Origin of the sequence: Paraburkholderia silvatlantica (assembly GCF_003096715.1) — a bacterium.
Taxonomy (GTDB): domain Bacteria; phylum Pseudomonadota; class Gammaproteobacteria; order Burkholderiales; family Burkholderiaceae; genus Paraburkholderia; species Paraburkholderia silvatlantica.
In genome coordinates, this window is the sequence record NZ_QEOL01000002.1 from 82,834 (window position 1) to 97,927 (window position 15,094).

Annotated in this window: 13 protein-coding genes; 9 read left to right on the forward strand and 4 right to left on the reverse strand. The window is 66.7% G+C overall.

From position 1 onward, the window contains the following. Window positions 1-761: 761 nt before the first annotated feature. Window positions 762-2,738: a bifunctional tRNA (5-methylaminomethyl-2-thiouridine)(34)-methyltransferase MnmC2/FAD-dependent 5-carboxymethylaminomethyl-2-thiouridine(34) oxidoreductase MnmC1 gene (gene mnmC / locus C7411_RS02675; RefSeq protein WP_110383318.1), complete on the reverse strand. Its 1,977-nt coding sequence runs from the start codon at window positions 2,736-2,738 to the stop codon at window positions 762-764. Window positions 2,739-3,200: 462 nt separating this feature from the next. Here mnmC and C7411_RS02680 point away from each other — a divergent pair, with 462 nt between their 5' ends. Next, window positions 3,201-3,479 carry an HU family DNA-binding protein gene (locus tag C7411_RS02680; RefSeq protein WP_027815965.1) on the forward strand — a complete coding sequence of 93 codons (279 nt, stop codon included), beginning with the start codon at window positions 3,201-3,203 and terminating at the stop codon, window positions 3,477-3,479. Window positions 3,480-3,608: 129 nt separating this feature from the next. Here C7411_RS02680 and C7411_RS02685 read toward each other — a convergent pair whose 3' ends face one another. Both C7411_RS02685 and C7411_RS02690 read right to left on the reverse strand, forming a co-directional pair. Then, window positions 3,609-4,946 carry a GTP-binding protein gene (locus C7411_RS02685; protein WP_110383317.1) on the reverse strand — a complete coding sequence of 446 codons (1,338 nt, stop codon included), beginning with the start codon at window positions 4,944-4,946 and terminating at the stop codon, window positions 3,609-3,611. A gap of 137 nt (window positions 4,947-5,083) precedes the next feature. Continuing rightward, the gene (locus C7411_RS02690) at window positions 5,084-5,530 is read right to left on the reverse strand and encodes a lytic transglycosylase domain-containing protein (protein WP_110383244.1); all 447 of its coding nucleotides are present in this window, start codon (window positions 5,528-5,530) and stop codon (window positions 5,084-5,086) included. A 511-nt stretch (window positions 5,531-6,041) separates the two neighbouring features. Between C7411_RS02690 and gspD the strand changes: the two genes are divergently transcribed. The 3 genes from gspD to gspF are packed head-to-tail and all read left to right on the forward strand — an operon-like array spanning window position 6,042 to window position 11,159. After that, window positions 6,042-8,390 carry a type II secretion system secretin GspD gene (gene gspD / locus C7411_RS02695; protein WP_110383243.1) on the forward strand — a complete coding sequence of 783 codons (2,349 nt, stop codon included), beginning with the start codon at window positions 6,042-6,044 and terminating at the stop codon, window positions 8,388-8,390. Next, window positions 8,387-9,883, forward strand: a complete 1,497-nt coding sequence (gene gspE, locus C7411_RS02700; RefSeq protein WP_110383242.1) for a type II secretion system ATPase GspE — start codon at window positions 8,387-8,389, stop codon at window positions 9,881-9,883. The genes gspD and gspE overlap by 4 nt, the downstream gene beginning before the upstream one ends. Window positions 9,884-9,941: 58 nt before the next feature. After that, window positions 9,942-11,159: a type II secretion system inner membrane protein GspF gene (gspF, locus tag C7411_RS02705; RefSeq protein WP_110383241.1), complete on the forward strand. Its 1,218-nt coding sequence runs from the start codon at window positions 9,942-9,944 to the stop codon at window positions 11,157-11,159. Window positions 11,160-11,204: 45 nt separating this feature from the next. On the opposite strand, the gene C7411_RS02710 is transcribed toward gspF, so the two are convergent. After that, on the reverse strand, window positions 11,205-11,618 hold the full coding sequence (locus C7411_RS02710; protein WP_110383240.1) for a general secretion pathway protein GspC: 414 nt from the start codon (window positions 11,616-11,618) through the stop codon (window positions 11,205-11,207). Window positions 11,619-11,834: 216 nt separating this feature from the next. On the opposite strand from C7411_RS02710, the gene gspG reads away from it, so the two are divergent. Genes gspG through gspK form a run of 5 tightly spaced genes read left to right on the forward strand, consistent with a single transcriptional unit; the run spans window position 11,835 to window position 15,081 of the window. Further along, window positions 11,835-12,305 carry a type II secretion system major pseudopilin GspG gene (gene gspG / locus C7411_RS02715; protein ID WP_373682565.1) on the forward strand — a complete coding sequence of 157 codons (471 nt, stop codon included), beginning with the start codon at window positions 11,835-11,837 and terminating at the stop codon, window positions 12,303-12,305. A 21-nt stretch (window positions 12,306-12,326) separates the two neighbouring features. Continuing rightward, window positions 12,327-12,860, forward strand: coding sequence for a GspH/FimT family pseudopilin (locus tag C7411_RS02720; RefSeq protein WP_110383238.1), 534 nt, complete (start codon window positions 12,327-12,329; stop codon window positions 12,858-12,860). Window positions 12,861-12,873: 13 nt separating this feature from the next. Next, the gene (gene gspI / locus C7411_RS02725) at window positions 12,874-13,302 is read left to right on the forward strand and encodes a type II secretion system minor pseudopilin GspI (RefSeq protein WP_181431305.1); all 429 of its coding nucleotides are present in this window, start codon (window positions 12,874-12,876) and stop codon (window positions 13,300-13,302) included. Then, window positions 13,280-13,963, forward strand: coding sequence for a PulJ/GspJ family protein (locus C7411_RS02730; RefSeq protein ID WP_110383236.1), 684 nt, complete (start codon window positions 13,280-13,282; stop codon window positions 13,961-13,963). The genes gspI and C7411_RS02730 overlap by 23 nt, the downstream gene beginning before the upstream one ends. Then, window positions 13,960-15,081, forward strand: coding sequence for a type II secretion system minor pseudopilin GspK (gspK, locus tag C7411_RS02735; RefSeq protein WP_110383235.1), 1,122 nt, complete (start codon window positions 13,960-13,962; stop codon window positions 15,079-15,081). The genes C7411_RS02730 and gspK overlap by 4 nt, the downstream gene beginning before the upstream one ends. The last annotated feature ends 13 nt before the right edge of the window (window positions 15,082-15,094 follow it).

Here is a 15,094-nt window from a genome sequence, read left to right on the forward strand (position 1 = left end):
CGGCTGGCCCGACGGTATGACGATTGGGCGAGCCGGCGCGACCAGGCGCTTGCTGCGGCGAGTGCGGGCAAACAGTGCGGCAAAACGCTGCGGCTAAGCAGTGCGCCGGCACACGACGGTGCGGCGAACAGCCGGTACGGGCGCTTTGCGTGTGGTGGCTGCGCCCGCGTTGGATGAACGAACGCTGCCGTCTACCCTGAGCACTCAGATTCAGGACGAGGGGCAACCGTTCCTTGGATACGTCGGCCGTCTGATGCGGCGTTCGACGCGGAAAGAACGGCGATTGTGCCATAGCTTTTTTGCAATTGCCCCCAGCTCCTCGAAAGCATCGACAAAGACGGTAATAACGTCCTCATTGTGCGCTTTTGACGACGTATGCGGAAAAAGTGACCGCGTCGGCAGGCCGCTTTCGTCAGGGGATTCAAACTCTGGCTGGATCGTGCTTGCCGGCAGCGATGGCGCCAGCTTGGGGTTTACGGTTTACCGTATGTATACGTAGTAGAAGTTAACAAGGGCCTGGATTTCCTGTGGATAACCGGAGTTTACCGAGAGGAATCCGCGAGTTGGCGCTCGCACAACCGCGCGCAAAGCATGTGCGGTCCATGCGCACTTCGAGGAGTAACTTTTGGGCCTGGAACGGGGCGTGCTGAGTTACCCCGTTTACGTCCACACCGCATCCACACTCGATTCGCCGGCAATTCGCGCGGTTGTCCACAGATTGGTGTGGATAACCCGGCTGGCTCTTTTTCCGTCTGCCGCGCTCAAAGACTGCGCTGGCGCAAGGCGCGCTGCAGGAAGCGCGCCGGATCCAGCTGGTCGGCGAGTTCCCGCTCGAGCGGCCACGGCTCGCCTTCCAGCTGGGACGCGATCAGTTCCGCCCCCAGCCCCGCCCATACGAGCCCGCGCGAGCCAAACGCATACGCGCCGTAAAGGCCGCTCGCGCGCGGCAGGTCGAGCGGCCAGGCGCCAGCCAGCCGCTGGGCGTCGCGGCGGGCGGCGTCTTCGTCGGCGAGCGGGCCGAGCATCGGCATGCGGTCGCTGGTGACGCAGCGGAACGCTACGCGGCCCGCGAAATCGCGCTCGCCCTGGGCCGCGGCAAGCTCAGGGAGCATGTGCGCGACGCGTTCGATGTTTTCGGTATGGCCGGCGGCGCGCAGCGCGTCGTCGGCGTCGTCGACTTCGTAGGTGGCGCCCGCGAGCGTGACGCCGCCGTCGAGCGGCACCGCATAGCCTTCGCCGATCACGGGCACGCGCAGGTTCGCGAGCGGGCTGGGGTCGACGAGCGTGAGCTGGCCGCGCACGATGCGCGTGGGCGCATGCGCGAGCGCGGCGGCCCGCGAGGCGTCCTGGGCATTGGCGAAGATCACCGTGGCTGCCTGTGCGGCGAGCCGGCCGGCGTCGTCGAACACCTGCCATTCGCCGGATTCCCGTTCGCCGGCGCGCGCAATGCGACCGATACGCACACCGAAACGTGTCTCGACCTGCGCGCCGGGCAGCGCGGCGGCGAAGGCGCATTGGGCACGGCAGAGCGCTGCCGGGTCGATCGCGCCGCCCTGCGGATAGAACCACCCGCCCTGGTTGAGTGCGACGCCGGCCAGCGCCTGCGCTTGCTCGCGCGTGACGGCGCGCACGAATGCTTCGGGATAGCCGAACGATTCCAGGGCGGCGGCGACGGCGCGCGACTCGTCGTCGGTGACGAGATGGAGCAAGCCGGCATGGGAGCGCCTGGGCGCATGGCCGGCGGCTTCGAGCGCGGCCCAGCGTTGCAGCGCGTAGAGAAACCCCGCGCGCGTGATGCGCGACGCGCTGCTGTCGTCGCGGGAAATCAGCGGATGGAACACGCCGGCCGGATTGCCCGATGCCTCGAGCGCGGGCGCGGCGTTGCGTTCGACGAGCGTCACGCGCCAGCCGCGCACGGCCAGCCGCTCGACGAGCGCGCAGCCGGCAAGTCCCGCTCCCACGACGACGGCGTGCCGCTCGCGCAGTGCAAGGGGCAGCGGCGGCTCGTAGCGGCGCACGCGCCAGCGCGGCGCGAAGCGTCCGACCAGCATCGCCCACTTGCCGTTGAAGCCTTGCACCTTGCGGTATTCGAAGCCGTTTTGCTCCAGCGCGCGCTTGACGCCGCCCGAACTGCTCCAGGTCGCGAAGGTGGCGTCTTTGCCGGCGATGCGCGCAAGCGCCTTGAAAATGGCCGGCGACCAGAGGTCGGGATTCTTCGCCGGGGCGAAGCCGTCGAGGTAGATCGCATCGGCGCGCATCCACATTTTGGGAAAGACCTCGAGCGCATCGCCGAAAACGAGCGTGAGCGTGACGCGCCCGCCCTCGAATTCCAGGCGGTGGGTGCCCGGCAGGAGCATCGGCCAGGCGTTCACGAGTTCGCGCGCGAGCGGCGCTTCGCGTGTGTGCGCAACGACTGCGTCGAGTGCGCTTTGCAGGTCGTTGCGCGCGAACGGATGTTTTTCCACCGAAACGAAATGCAGGCGTTCGCAGCGCGCCGGGTCGTCGCGCCATGCCGACCACGTGGCAAGAAAGTTCACGCCCATGCCGAAGCCGGTTTCGACGACGGTGAAGATTCGCCGGTCCTGCCAGCGCTGCGGCAGCGCGTTGCCGTTCAGAAAGACGGCTTGGGCCTGTGCGAATGCGCCTCCCGTGCTGTGGTAAATGTCGCCATAGATGGGCGAAAACGGCGTGCCGTCTTCCCGGAAAACGAGCGTGGCGGGTGTCAGGATGGCGGTCATGAGGAACGCGAAGCCAGAGGTGAGGAGAAAACGGGCAAGCCGCGAGGCTGGAAAAAGCGTCTGGCGAAGGCCGGTCGCGTCGCCGCAAACGCTTGCCGGGCCGGCGTTTGCGCGCATGCTGCGTTGGCGCGGCGCAACGCGTGCGGCGGGAAAAACGTCGCAGGCGGGGGATTTGCGGGGGTGGGCACCCCCAAAAGGTCCACCCGCTCCCAAAAACCCGCATGTCCAGCGCGAAATCTTCGAAACCCTTGTCGTTATTGGGTTTGCGCTGCGCTATCATAGCAAGCGCCGCCCAGGGAAGCGGCAGCACGGACGTTGCGGCATCAGACACACGCTAGTCGCCGCAACGCGAAAACGCCGGGGTGCTCCGGGTCCGTCGCTGCTCGACGGCGCGGCACGCGTCCGTATAATCGGCGCGTTCGCGCTGTTCGTGTCAACCTAAACACAGAAAGGAACTTCTCAATGAATAAACAGGAACTGATCGACGCCGTCGCAGCACAGACGGGCGCTAGCAAGGCACAAACCGGCGAGACGCTGGACACGCTCCTCGAAGTGGTCAAGAAGGCTGTGTCGAAGGGTGACGCGGTTCAGCTGATCGGCTTCGGCAGTTTCGGTTCGGGCAAGCGCGCAGCCCGTACGGGCCGCAATCCGAAGACCGGCGAAACCATCAAGATTCCCGCTGCCAAGACCGTCAAGTTCACGGCTGGCAAGGCGTTCAAGGACGCCGTCAACAAGCGCTAAGGCATTGCCGCTTTAAGTTGACACCCGCCCCCTGGCGGGTTTTTTTCTGCGTGCCTCGTCTATCGCAGGTACACAAGCAAACGGCGCCGCATTTTTGCGGCGCCGTTGTTCGTTGAGCGCATCGTCCGGTCAGCCGGGGCGGTGGACGATTTCGTCGTGATCGCTGTGATCATGATCATGATCGTGATCGTCGTCGTCGAGTTCCCAGGACGGGAACGGGTCGGCGTAGCCCAGCCAGGCTTCGGGGCCTGCCGAATATTCCGCGTCGGTCAGAAGGCATGCATCGAGCTTCGCGCGCCATGCGTCATGGTCGAGATTCGCGCCGATCATCACGAGCTCCTGGCGGCGGTCGCCGACGCTGGGGTCGTCGAGGTCGCCCTGCCAGTCGGCGGCGATTTCCTTTTCGAGTTCGGCGTCCTGCGGCCATTGCTCGCGCGGCAGCGCCGCCCACCACGTGCCCGCGGGACCGTGACGGCACACGCCGCCCGCCTGCGAGAGCGTGCCCGTCACGTCGTTGCGCGTGGCGAGCCAGAAGAAGCCCTTCGAGCGCAGCACGCCCTTCCACTCCTGGTTGAGCAGGGCCCAGAAGCGCTCGGGATGAAACGGGCGGCGCGCGCGATAAACGAAGTTGCTGATGCCGTACTCGTCGGCTTCGCTGCGCGGCGTATGCGTATGTGCCGGATCGTGGCAATGCGCCGGATCATTGCAATGGTCATGATCATGCAGCGACGCGAGCCAGCCCGGTGCGCTCGACGCCGCATCGAAATCGAAGCGGCCGGTTTGGATCACTACCTCGAGCGGCACGTTGCCGAAGCGGCTGACCACCTGCACCGCGCGCGGATTGATGCGCGCGAGAATGTGCTGCAGGCGCGCGAGTTCGTCGTCGCTCACGAGGTCGGCCTTGTTGAGCACGAGCACGTCGCAGAATTCCACCTGATCGACGAGCAGTTCCACGATCGCGCGGTCGTCTTCCTCGCTTGCCGCCGCCCCGCGCTGCGCGAGTTGGTCCGTGCTCGCGTAGTCGCGCAGGAAGTTGAACGCGTCGACGACGGTGACCATCGTGTCGAGACGCGCGAGTTCGTCGAGCGCGATGCCATCGTCGCCGGCGAACGTGAAGGTCTCCGCGATCGGCATGGGTTCGGCCACGCCGGTCGATTCGATCACGATGGCGTCGAAGCGCTGGCCGGCGCTGGCCGGGTCGGCGAGGCGCTGGATCTCGGTGAGCAGATCGTCGCGCAGCGTGCAGCAAATGCAGCCGTTCGACATTTCGATCACGCGCTCTTCCACGCGCGAGAGCGCCGAGGCGTCGCGCACGAGCGCGGCGTCGACGTTCACCGAGGCGAGGTCGTTGACGATCACCGCCACGCGCAGGCCCGCGCGGTTCGACAGGATATGGTTGAGCAGCGTGGTCTTGCCCGCGCCCAGAAAACCCGAGAGCACGGTGACGGGCAGTGGCGGCTGGTTCATCGCAATTGTGGTGCAGAAAGTGAGTCGGAAGGAACGCTGCGGGTAAGGATCGAAATCCTCGTAAGGGTGCGGCGCCAGCCAGCATTTTGCACCATGCACGCGCGCCGCGCAGGGCATGCGGTGAGCGCTCGGGCGCGCTACTGCATGAGATGCCACTTGCGCAGAATGTCGGCGATCTGCTGCGCGTACTGGTCGCGCAGCGTCGGCGTTTCGGAATGGTAAGCGCCGACGGCAGCCCACGTGTTGCCGTACTTGTTCATCTTCTGGCGCAGATGCCAGGCGGCGATATAGACGTTCTTGCACGGCTCCATGAGCGTGCTTTGCGAAATGCCGTACTGCGAGAGCACGGGCAGATGCACGGAATTGATCTGCATGACGCCGTAGTCGATCGAACCGTTCGCATTCCTGTGTACTGCGTCGGGCCGGTTGTGCGACTCCTGCCAGGCAATGGCGCGCAGGATCAGCGGATTGACCTTCTGGTAGCGCGCGGCCTCGTCGAAACAGTCCGCGTGCGCGAGCGTGCTGGCGCTCGCGGCGACGAGCACCACGGCGGCGGCTAGCGTAGCGGACCAGATGTTCGGCATGGCGACTCGCGCGGAAGCTGACAAGATGGCAAACGAAAAAGGGCAAACGAAAAGACAGGCAAGGAGGCGAACCGTGCACCTGAAGGATGCCGCAATCTCTCGCTGATCGGCCTGTTTTCTGGCGCGCAATGCGGGAATTCCCACATAAAGAAGGGCCGAAAGTGCGTTGGCCATCCTGCGGGCCGCTCGTATGATACCGGTCACCGATGACGCGTCAAGCCAGCCGCACGGACAAGACGCCCTCATGCTTACAAATGGCTTGGGACGGGCGGCTGGCGCGGCTCGGGGATTGGAAGAATTCCCCGGAGCCCCATTTTTTGTGACAAATTCGACACGAAAAACTGCTACTGTTCCATCTTTTGTTGACTAACGGACGTCCGGGCTGAGGAGAGCCGGCGCCGGCACCAGTCAGGAAAACACAGGCGAGTCGGCCCCACAGCCGTACGTCGAGGACGAATAGCCGCGCGCGTCTGCCGCTGGCTTCGATAAGACACCCATGAGAAGAAATCGTATGGCTTTGCGTCGCGTCGCCACGGCGCTGCTCGTGAGCGGACTCATTACGGCACAGCTTGCCTATGCGCAGGTCACGCTCAATTTCGTCAACGCCGACATCGACCAGGTGGCGAAGGCAATTGGCGCCGCCACCGGCAAAACGATCATCGTCGATCCCCGCGTGAAGGGGCAGCTCAATCTCGTCTCCGAGAACCCCGTACCTGAAGACCAGGCGCTCAAGACCCTGCAGTCGGCGCTGCGCATGCAAGGCTTCGCGCTCGTGCAGGATCACGGCGTCCTGAAGGTCGTGCCGGAAGCCGACGCCAAGCTGCAGGGCGTGCCTACCTACGTGGGCAATACGCCTACCGCGCGTGGCGACCAGGTGGTAACCCAGGTGTTCACGCTCAGGCACGAGTCGGCGAACAACCTGCTGCCGGTGTTGCGCCCGCTCATCTCGCCGAACAACACGATTGCCGCCTACCCGGCCAACAACACGCTCATCGTGACCGACTATGCGGACAACGTGCGCCGCATCGCCTCGATCATCGCGGGCGTGGACTCGGCCGCCGGCCAGCAGGTGCAGGTGGTGCCGCTGCACAACGCCAATGCGCTCGACATCGCGCCGCAAATCGCGAAGATGCTCGACCCGGGCGCGATCGGCGCCTCGGACCCGTCGCTGAAGGTTTCGGTCGTCGCCGACCCGCGCACCAACTCGCTGATGCTGCGCGCCTCGAACGCGCAACGCCTTGCCTCCGCGGTCCAGCTTTCGAAGCAGCTCGACGCGCCGACCAGCATGCCGGGCAACATTCACGTCGTCCCGCTGCGCAATGCCGACGCCACGCAGCTCGCCAAGACGCTGCGCGGCATGCTCGGCAAGGGCGGCAACGACACGTCGTCGTCGGGCAACGCGAACGGCTTCAACCAGGCCGGCAACAGCGGCGGCGGCAGCACGTCGACCGGCACCGCCGGCACGCCGCCGCTGCCCTCGAGTTCGCTCGGCGGCGGCACGTCGCTGGGCAGTTCGCTCGGCGGGGGCAGTTCATATGGCAGCGGCGGCAGCGGCAGCAACGAAGCCCCGTTCCTCGGCGGCGACAAGGACAAGGGCGACGAGAACCAGCCAGGCGGCATGATCCAGGCCGATCCGGCGACCAACTCGCTGATCATCACGGCGCCGGACGCGGTGTACCGCAATCTGCGCGCCGTGATCAACCAGCTCGATGCGCGGCGCGCGCAGGTCTACATCGAGGCGCTGATCGTCGAGTTGAACTCGACCACCAACGCCAACCTGGGCATTCAGTGGCAGGTCGCGAACGGCAATCTGTACGCGGGCACCAATCTCGCCACCGGCAGCGGCAATAGCATCATCAACCTGACCGCGCAAGCGGCAGCAGATGCCGCGACGGGCGGCCTTGCTAGCGCGCTCGGCACTCAGAGCCTCCAGCAGGGCCTGAACGTAGGCTGGATCAAGAACATCTTCGGCGTGCAGGGGCTTGGCGCCTTGCTGCAGGCACTCTCGCAAACCGCCGACGCCAACGTGCTGTCCACGCCTAACCTCATTACGCTCGACAACCAGGAAGCGAAGATCGTCGTCGGTACGAACGTGCCGATCCAGACGGGTTCGTATTCGAACCTCACGAGCGGCACGGCGAGCACGGCGTTCAACACCTTCGACCGTGTGGACGTGGGCCTGACGCTGCACATCAAGCCGCAGATCACCGACGGCGGCATCCTGAAGCTGCAGTTGTACACGGAAGACTCGGCGATCGTGACGGGCACGACCAACGCGACGACCAATCCTGCCGGCCCCGAGTTCACCAAGCGTTCGATCCAGTCCACCGTGCTGGCCGACAACGGCGAGATCATAGTGCTCGGCGGCCTGATGCAGGACAACTACCAGGTCTCCAACAGCAAGGTGCCGCTGCTCGGCGACATTCCGTGGCTCGGCCAGTTGTTCCGCTCGGAAAACAAGACGCGCGAGAAGACCAACCTGATGGTGTTCCTGCGTCCGGTGATCATCAACGACCGTGACACGGCGCAAGCGGTCACGTCGAATCGCTACGACTATATCCAGGGCGTGACGGGCGCGTACAAGTCCGACAACAACCTGATCAAGGATCGCGACGACCCGGTCGTGCCGCCGATGCCGCTCGGCCCGAGCCAGGGCGGATCTGCGCTGAACCTGTTCGATCTCGACCAGATGCGGCGTCAACAGGCGGTGGGCGTGCAGCCCGCGGCTCCCGCCAATCCGGGGAGCGCCGTGCAAGTGCAGCCCGCTGTACCGACGCAAAACGCCCCCGTGCAGACAGCGCCCGTGGAAACCACGCCGGTGCAGCAGGCGGCGCCCGCCACGACACGGGTGCAGCCGTGAGCACGCCTCACGCGCCTGCGGCCACGGGCGGTGCGGACCGCGAGCCGCCCTCGCCGCTCGCCGCGCGCCTCGTGCCGTACGGCTTTGCGCGCAGCGGCCAGATTCTCGTTGCCCAGCAGCGCCCCGAAGGCCTCGAAGTGTGGATCAGCGAGCGCACCTCGCAGGCCGCCATCGCCGAGGTCGCGCGCAACTTCGGCGCGTTCGCGCTCGTGCGCGTGCCGGCCGACGAACTCGCGCAGGCCATCAACCAGGCCTACGCGCGCCAGGACGGCAGCGCGGCGCAGGTGGTGGGCGAAGTGGAAGGCGAAGTCGATCTCTCGCGCCTCATGCAGGACATTCCCGAAGTGGAAGACCTGCTGGAGTCCGAAGACGACGCGCCGATCATCCGCATGATCAACGCGCTCCTCACGCAGGCCGCGCGCGAGCAGGCATCGGACATTCATATCGAGCCGTTCGAGAACGCCTCGGTCGTACGCTTTCGCGTGGACGGCACGCTGCGCGACGTCGTGCGCCCGAAAAAGGCGCTGCATGGCGCGCTGATCTCGCGTATCAAGATCATGGCGCAGCTCGACATCGCCGAGAAACGCCTGCCGCAGGACGGCCGCATCACGCTGCGCGTGGGCGGGCGTCCGGTGGACGTGCGCGTTTCCACGCTGCCCACGGGCCACGGCGAGCGCGCGGTGCTGCGTCTGCTGGAAAAGGACGCGCAGCGCCTGAACCTCGAAGCGCTCGGCATGGCCGGCGACACGCTCGGCAAGTTCGACCAGCTGATCGCCAAGCCGCACGGCATCGTGCTCGTGACCGGCCCGACGGGCTCGGGCAAGACGACCACGCTCTACGCGTCGATGTCGCGGCTCGAGACGGCCACGACCAACATCATGACTGTGGAAGACCCGATCGAGTACGACCTCTCGGGCATCGGGCAAACGCAGGTGAACGAGCGCATCGGCATGACGTTCGCGCGCGCGTTGCGCTCGATCCTGCGTCAGGACCCGGACATCATCATGATCGGCGAAATCCGCGACCTCGAAACTGCGCAGATCGCCGTTCAGGCATCGCTCACGGGCCACCTCGTGCTCGCCACGCTCCATACCAACGACGCCGCCTCGGCGGTGACGCGTCTGACTGACATGGGCGTCGAGCCGTATCTGCTCGCCTCGTCCCTGCTTGGCGTGCTGGCGCAGCGCCTCGTGCGCCAGCTTTGCCCCGTGTGCAAGGAAGAACGCGTGGAAGACGACGGCAGAAAGCGCTGGCATCCGGTGGGCTGCGATCGCTGCGGACATTCGGGCTACGCGGGGCGGCGCGGCGTGTACGAATTGCTGCTCATCGACGAGCCGATTCGCGCGCTCATCCACCGCAACGCCGCCGATGCGGAAATCTTCGAGGCCGGCCGCGCGCAAGGCATGCGCACGCTGCGTGAAGACGGCGAGCGCTGGGTCGAAGCGGGCAGGACGTCGCTCGAGGAAGTGCTGCGCGTGACGGGCGGCGCGTGATGGGCCGCAACATGAACCCCCAGATGGACGCTCAATAAAAGCGAGGGCGATCAGCAACATGCCGGCATTTCGCTTCGAAGCCATCGACGCCACGGGCAAAGCGCAAAAAGGCGTGCTCGACGCGGACAGCGCACGCGGTGCGCGTGCGCTGCTGCGCGGCCAGGGCCTCACGCCGCTCGTGGTCGAACCCGCCGCGAGCCGCACGCGCGGCGCGCGAGCGCAGCGGCTCGCGCTCGGGCGCAAGCTCTCGCAGCGCGAGCAGGCGATCCTCACGCGCCAGCTCGCGAGCCTGCTGGTGGCGGGCCTGCCGCTCGGCGAGGCGCTTGCGGTGCTCACCGAGCAGTCCGAGCGCGACTACATTCGCGAGCTGATGGCGGCCATTCGCGCCGAGGTGCTGGGCGGCCATTCGCTCGCCAGCGCGCTCGAGCAGCATCCGCGTGACTTCCCCGACATCTACCGCGCGCTCGTGGCGGCGGGCGAGCACACCGGCAAGCTCGGCATCGTGCTGTCGCGCCTCGCCGACTACATCGAGCAGCGCAACGCGCTCAAGCAGAAGATCGTGCTCGCCTTCACGTATCCGACCATCGTCACGATCATCGCGTTCGGCATCGTCACGTTCCTGCTCAGCTACGTGGTGCCGCAAGTGGTGAACGTGTTTGCGAGCACGAAGCAGCAGCTGCCCTTGCTTACCATCGTGATGATGGCGCTCTCGGGCTTCGTGCGGCAATGGTGGTGGGCGGTGCTGATCGCCGTGGCCGTGGCGGCGTGGATCGTGCGCTCGATCTTGCGCCGGCCCGGCCCGCGTCTCGCATTCGACCGCTGGATGCTCACCGCGCCGCTCGCGGGCAAGCTCGTGCGCGGCTACAACACCGTGCGCTTCGCGAGCACGCTCGGCATTCTCTCCGCGGCGGGCGTGCCGATCCTGCGCGCGCTGCAGGCGGCGAGCGAAACGCTCTCGAACAAGGCGATGCGCACGAACATCGACGAAGCCATCGTGCGTGTGCGCGAAGGCACGTCGCTGTCTCGCGCGCTGGGCAACACGAAGACGTTTCCGCCCGTGCTCGTGCACCTGATCCGCTCGGGCGAGGCGACCGGCGACGTGACGACCATGCTCGACCGCGCGGCCGAAGGCGAGGCGCGCGAACTCGAGCGGCGCACGATGTTCCTCACGAGCCTGCTCGAACCGCTCCTGATCCTGGCGATGGGGGGCGTCGTGCTCGTGATCGTGCTCGCGGTGATGCTGCCGATCATCGAGCTGAACAACCTCGTGCAGTAAGGCGTACGAACGGCACGAGGCCGCAGGAAGCCGGACGCGCGGAACTCAGCGCACGTAGATGGTGGGGCCGGCTGCGTTGGGCGGCAGGAAGATTTCGGAGTGCACGCCGTGGCGGTCGATGACGATCGAGCGGGGGCGCACTTCGAAGAGTTTCGAGTTCTGGTCGATCGGGCCGCCGAGCGAGATGGCCCGCGGCGGCTCACCGCCCACGCTGACGATGGCCGCTGCGCCCTGCGAGAGCGCGAGGATGCCGAACAGGTGGATATCCTGCACGGGGTTGCGCTCTAGCTTGCCGCCGAACAGCGTGCCGGCCTGGTCGAGCGATACGGGCGCGCGGGCGGCGGCGGCCTGCACCGGCGCTGCGTGGTTCGTGGCCAGGGTGATCGCCCACCACGTGGCCGTGGCACAGAACACCGCAGATGCGGCGAGGGAAAGTAGACGGATTTGCAGTGGGTTCATGCGCTCATTGTACGAAGGTTTATGAAATTTTTGATGTACGCGTTTGCCATGCCCGCAAGGCGTCGGAAAGGCGTCATCGTGTGACATTACAATGACCCGTCATGCGTGCGGACCCGGCCTGCCCAAGGCGGCGGGGTCGACTGCAGGCGGGACGAAGCGCGGTGCACAGGGGTGCACCGCAACCCTATCTAGCGAGGGAGGAAAGAACTCATGTCCATGCGGGCCAAATTGTGGACCAGGCGCCGTGCCGAAATGGAAGTCACGCGCGCGCGCCGTCAACGCGGCTTCACGCTCATCGAAATCATGGTCGTGATCGCGATTCTCGGCATTCTGGCCGCGTTGATCGTGCCGAAGATCATGAGCCGTCCCGATGAAGCGCGCCGCGTTGCCGCGCGCCAGGACATCGGCACGATCATGCAGGCGATGAAGCTCTATCGCCTCGACAATGGCCGCTATCCGACCCAGGACCAGGGGCTGCAGGCGCTCGTGCAAAAGCCGACCACCGACCCCGTGCCGAACAACTGGAAGGACGGCGGCTATCTGGAGCGTCTGCCCAACGATCCGTGGGGTAATGCGTACCAGTACCTGAACCCGGGCGTGCACGGCGAGATCGACGTATTCAGCTATGGCGCCGACGGCAAACCGGGTGGCGAAGGCAACGACGCCGACGTCGGATCCTGGCAGTAAGCCATCCGCCACGCCGCATCCATGCAACCGAGCCGCCTTGCCCCTTGCGGGGGCCGCCGATCGCCACGCACCGCGCGCGCCTCGCGCGCGGGCATGCGTTCGCGCGCGGCGGGCTTCACGCTGCTCGAAATGCTCGTGGTGCTGCTGATCGCGGGGATTCTCATCTCGCTCGCTTCGCTCACGCTCACGCGCAATCCGCGCACCGACCTGAACGAAGAAGCGCAGCGGCTCGCGCTTTTGTTCGAGTCGGCGGGCGACGAGGCGCAGGTGCGTGCCCGGCCCATTGCATGGCAGCCGCTCGCGGGCGGGTTCCGCTTCGACGTCCATACCGAGGACGGCTGGCGTCCGCTGCGCGACGATCTGCTCGGACCGCGCCAGTGGGAAGGCGGCGTGACCGGCGTGGCGATCACCTACCCCGGCAGCGACGACACGCAGGCTAACCGGCTCATTTTCGGCACGGAAGCCGTGGATGTGCCGGTGCAGGTCACGCTCTTCTCGGCAGCCGGGCGCGCGACGATCGTCGGCACCGGCACTGGCCGCTTCGAGGTGCGCTGAGATGCGGCTCTCGATGAGTAGGGGAAAGCGCGGTCACGGCGCTCGCCTGTTTCGTCCGGCTCGCCCGCTGCGTGAGCGCGGCTTCACGATGATCGAGGTATTGGTTGCGCTCGCAATCATCGCGATTGCGCTGGCCGCGTCGCTGCGCGCCGTGGGCAGCCTCGCCGCAAGCGAAGCCGATCTGCACGACCGCCTGCTCGCGGGCTGGAGCGCGGACAACACGCTTGCGCAACTGCGTCTCGCGCACGCGTGGCCGGACCTTGGCGAGAGCCGCTTCGACTGCTCGCAGGGCAATCTGCGGCTGACCTGCACGCAGCAGGTCGCGACGACGCCCAACCCCGTTTTTCGACGCGTGGAGGTGTCGGTGACGACGCCCGGGCGTTCCGGCAATCTCGCGCAACTCGTCACGGTACTCGCCAATGAGACGAATCGCTCGTTGTGACCGCGCGCGCGTCGCCGCGTCAGCGCGCGGCTTCACGCTGATCGAGCTGCTCGTGGCGATCGCCATCATGGCCGTGGTGGCGATCCTCTCGTGGCGCGGCCTCGACGAGATCGTGCGCGGACGCGAAACCATCACGCGCTCGATGGCAGAGGAACGCGTGTTCGCGCAGATGTTCGACCAGATGCGCATCGACTTGCGCGCAGCGACCTCCGACGACGAAGCGGGCGGCATCGCCATCTCGCTCGACGGCGGCGCGCTGCAGATCGTGCGCGCGTTCGCGGTGCCGCCGGGTGCGGCGCCGCGCCTGCAAGTGGTGCGTTACCGCGTGTCGGGCGGCCAGGTGGTGCGCTATGCGTCGCCACCGCTCGCCAATCTCGGCGAATTGCGGCGCGCGCTGCGCGGCGGCGAAGGCGACAACTGGGGCGCGTTGCCGATGATGAGCGGCGTGGACGTCATCAACGCACGCCTGTTTGTGCCGAAGACGGGCTGGACCGCGAGCATGCAGGATGTGCGCTCGCAGGTGAGCGGCAACAACGACGATCTCAAAGTGCCGCAGCTCGGCAACGCGCCGCTGCCGCGCGCGGTGACGGGCGTGCAGGTGAGCGTGGGTTCGCATTCGCTCGAGCGGCCGGTGACCCGCGTGTTCATGGTGGGGGAATGACGTTGCGCACACAACGAACTGTTCCCCGGCGATCGTGCCGCTCCAGGCGCGCACGGCGCGGCGCGGCCATCATCAGCGCGCTGCTCGTCGTGGCGCTTGCGGCGATTCTCGTCTCGGGCATGTTGTGGCGCCAGCAGGTGCAGTTGCGCCGCATCGAGAACCAGCGGCTGCTCGCGCAGGCGCAATGGATCGCGCGCGCCTCGCTCGACTGGACGCGCCTCGTGCTGCGCTCCGAAGCGGATACGTCGGCGGGCATCACGTATCTCGGCGGCGCGTGGGGCGTGCCGCTCGCGAGAACGCGGCTGTCCGACTTTCTCGGCCAGATCGGCGAGGCGCACGCGCAACAGGGCGCGGACACGTGGCTCTCGGGTTCGATCGAAGACGCCCAGGCGCGCTTCAATCTGCGCGATCTCGTGGCGGCCAGCGCGCCGGGCTCGCTGCAGCTGAACCTCACGGAGATCGAGGCATTCGCGCGCCTGTTGCAGATTCTCGGCATCGACCAGCAACTCGCGAAGAACACCGCGGTGTATCTGCGCTCGGGGCTCGCTTACTCGGCAACGCGCTTCCAGACGCAAGCCGCCACGCCGAGCGGCGCCTCGCAAACCGAGGTGCTCGCAGGCGGCGCAACGACTGGCGGCGGCAACGACACCGACAACCCCGGCCTCGCGGACGCCGACAGCAACAGCAGCGTCGCGCCGCTCCTGATGACGAGCGTCGATTCGCTGCTCGACGTGCCCGGCTTCACGCCCGACGCCGTCGCGCGGCTGCGCCCGTTCGTGACGATCCTGCCGACCGTCACGCCCGTGAACATGAACACGGCGAGCGCCGAGGTGATCGCCTCCGTCGTGACGGGCATGAGCCTGTCGAATGCACAGGCCCTCGTCGCGCGGCGCCAGAGCGTGTTCTTCCGCAATGTGAGCGACGTGCAGCTCGCGCTCGAAGGCGTGGGCGTGAAGCAGGCTTCGATCGACACTTCGCAGATCGACGTCAACACGAGTTATTTTCTTGTCCATGGGCGCGTGCAGCACGAGCGCGCCGAGGTGGACCGCACGACGCTCGTCTGGCGCGACCCGCTCACTCATACGACGCGCATCGTGCGCGTTCGCGACGAACCATGAATCCGTCCCCGAC

What these genes read in the sequence shown, in the direction of transcription:
- mnmC (WP_110383318.1), bottom strand. Translation starts at nt 2,738, where the DNA reads ATGACCGCCATCCTGACACCCGCCACGCTCGTTTTCCGGGAAGACGGC.
- C7411_RS02680 (WP_027815965.1), top strand. Translation starts at nt 3,201, where the DNA reads ATGAATAAACAGGAACTGATCGACGCCGTCGCAGCACAGACGGGCGCT.
- C7411_RS02685 (WP_110383317.1), bottom strand. Translation starts at nt 4,946, where the DNA reads ATGAACCAGCCGCCACTGCCCGTCACCGTGCTCTCGGGTTTTCTGGGC.
- C7411_RS02690 (WP_110383244.1), bottom strand. Translation starts at nt 5,530, where the DNA reads ATGCCGAACATCTGGTCCGCTACGCTAGCCGCCGCCGTGGTGCTCGTC.
- gspD (WP_110383243.1), top strand. Translation starts at nt 6,042, where the DNA reads ATGGCTTTGCGTCGCGTCGCCACGGCGCTGCTCGTGAGCGGACTCATT.
- gspF (WP_110383241.1), top strand. Translation starts at nt 9,942, where the DNA reads ATGCCGGCATTTCGCTTCGAAGCCATCGACGCCACGGGCAAAGCGCAA.
- C7411_RS02710 (WP_110383240.1), bottom strand. Translation starts at nt 11,618, where the DNA reads ATGAACCCACTGCAAATCCGTCTACTTTCCCTCGCCGCATCTGCGGTG.
- gspG (WP_373682565.1), top strand. Translation starts at nt 11,835, where the DNA reads ATGCGGGCCAAATTGTGGACCAGGCGCCGTGCCGAAATGGAAGTCACG.
- C7411_RS02720 (WP_110383238.1), top strand. Translation starts at nt 12,327, where the DNA reads ATGCAACCGAGCCGCCTTGCCCCTTGCGGGGGCCGCCGATCGCCACGC.
- gspI (WP_181431305.1), top strand. Translation starts at nt 12,874, where the DNA reads ATGAGTAGGGGAAAGCGCGGTCACGGCGCTCGCCTGTTTCGTCCGGCT.
- C7411_RS02730 (WP_110383236.1), top strand. Translation starts at nt 13,280, where the DNA reads ATGAGACGAATCGCTCGTTGTGACCGCGCGCGCGTCGCCGCGTCAGCG.
- gspK (WP_110383235.1), top strand. Translation starts at nt 13,960, where the DNA reads ATGACGTTGCGCACACAACGAACTGTTCCCCGGCGATCGTGCCGCTCC.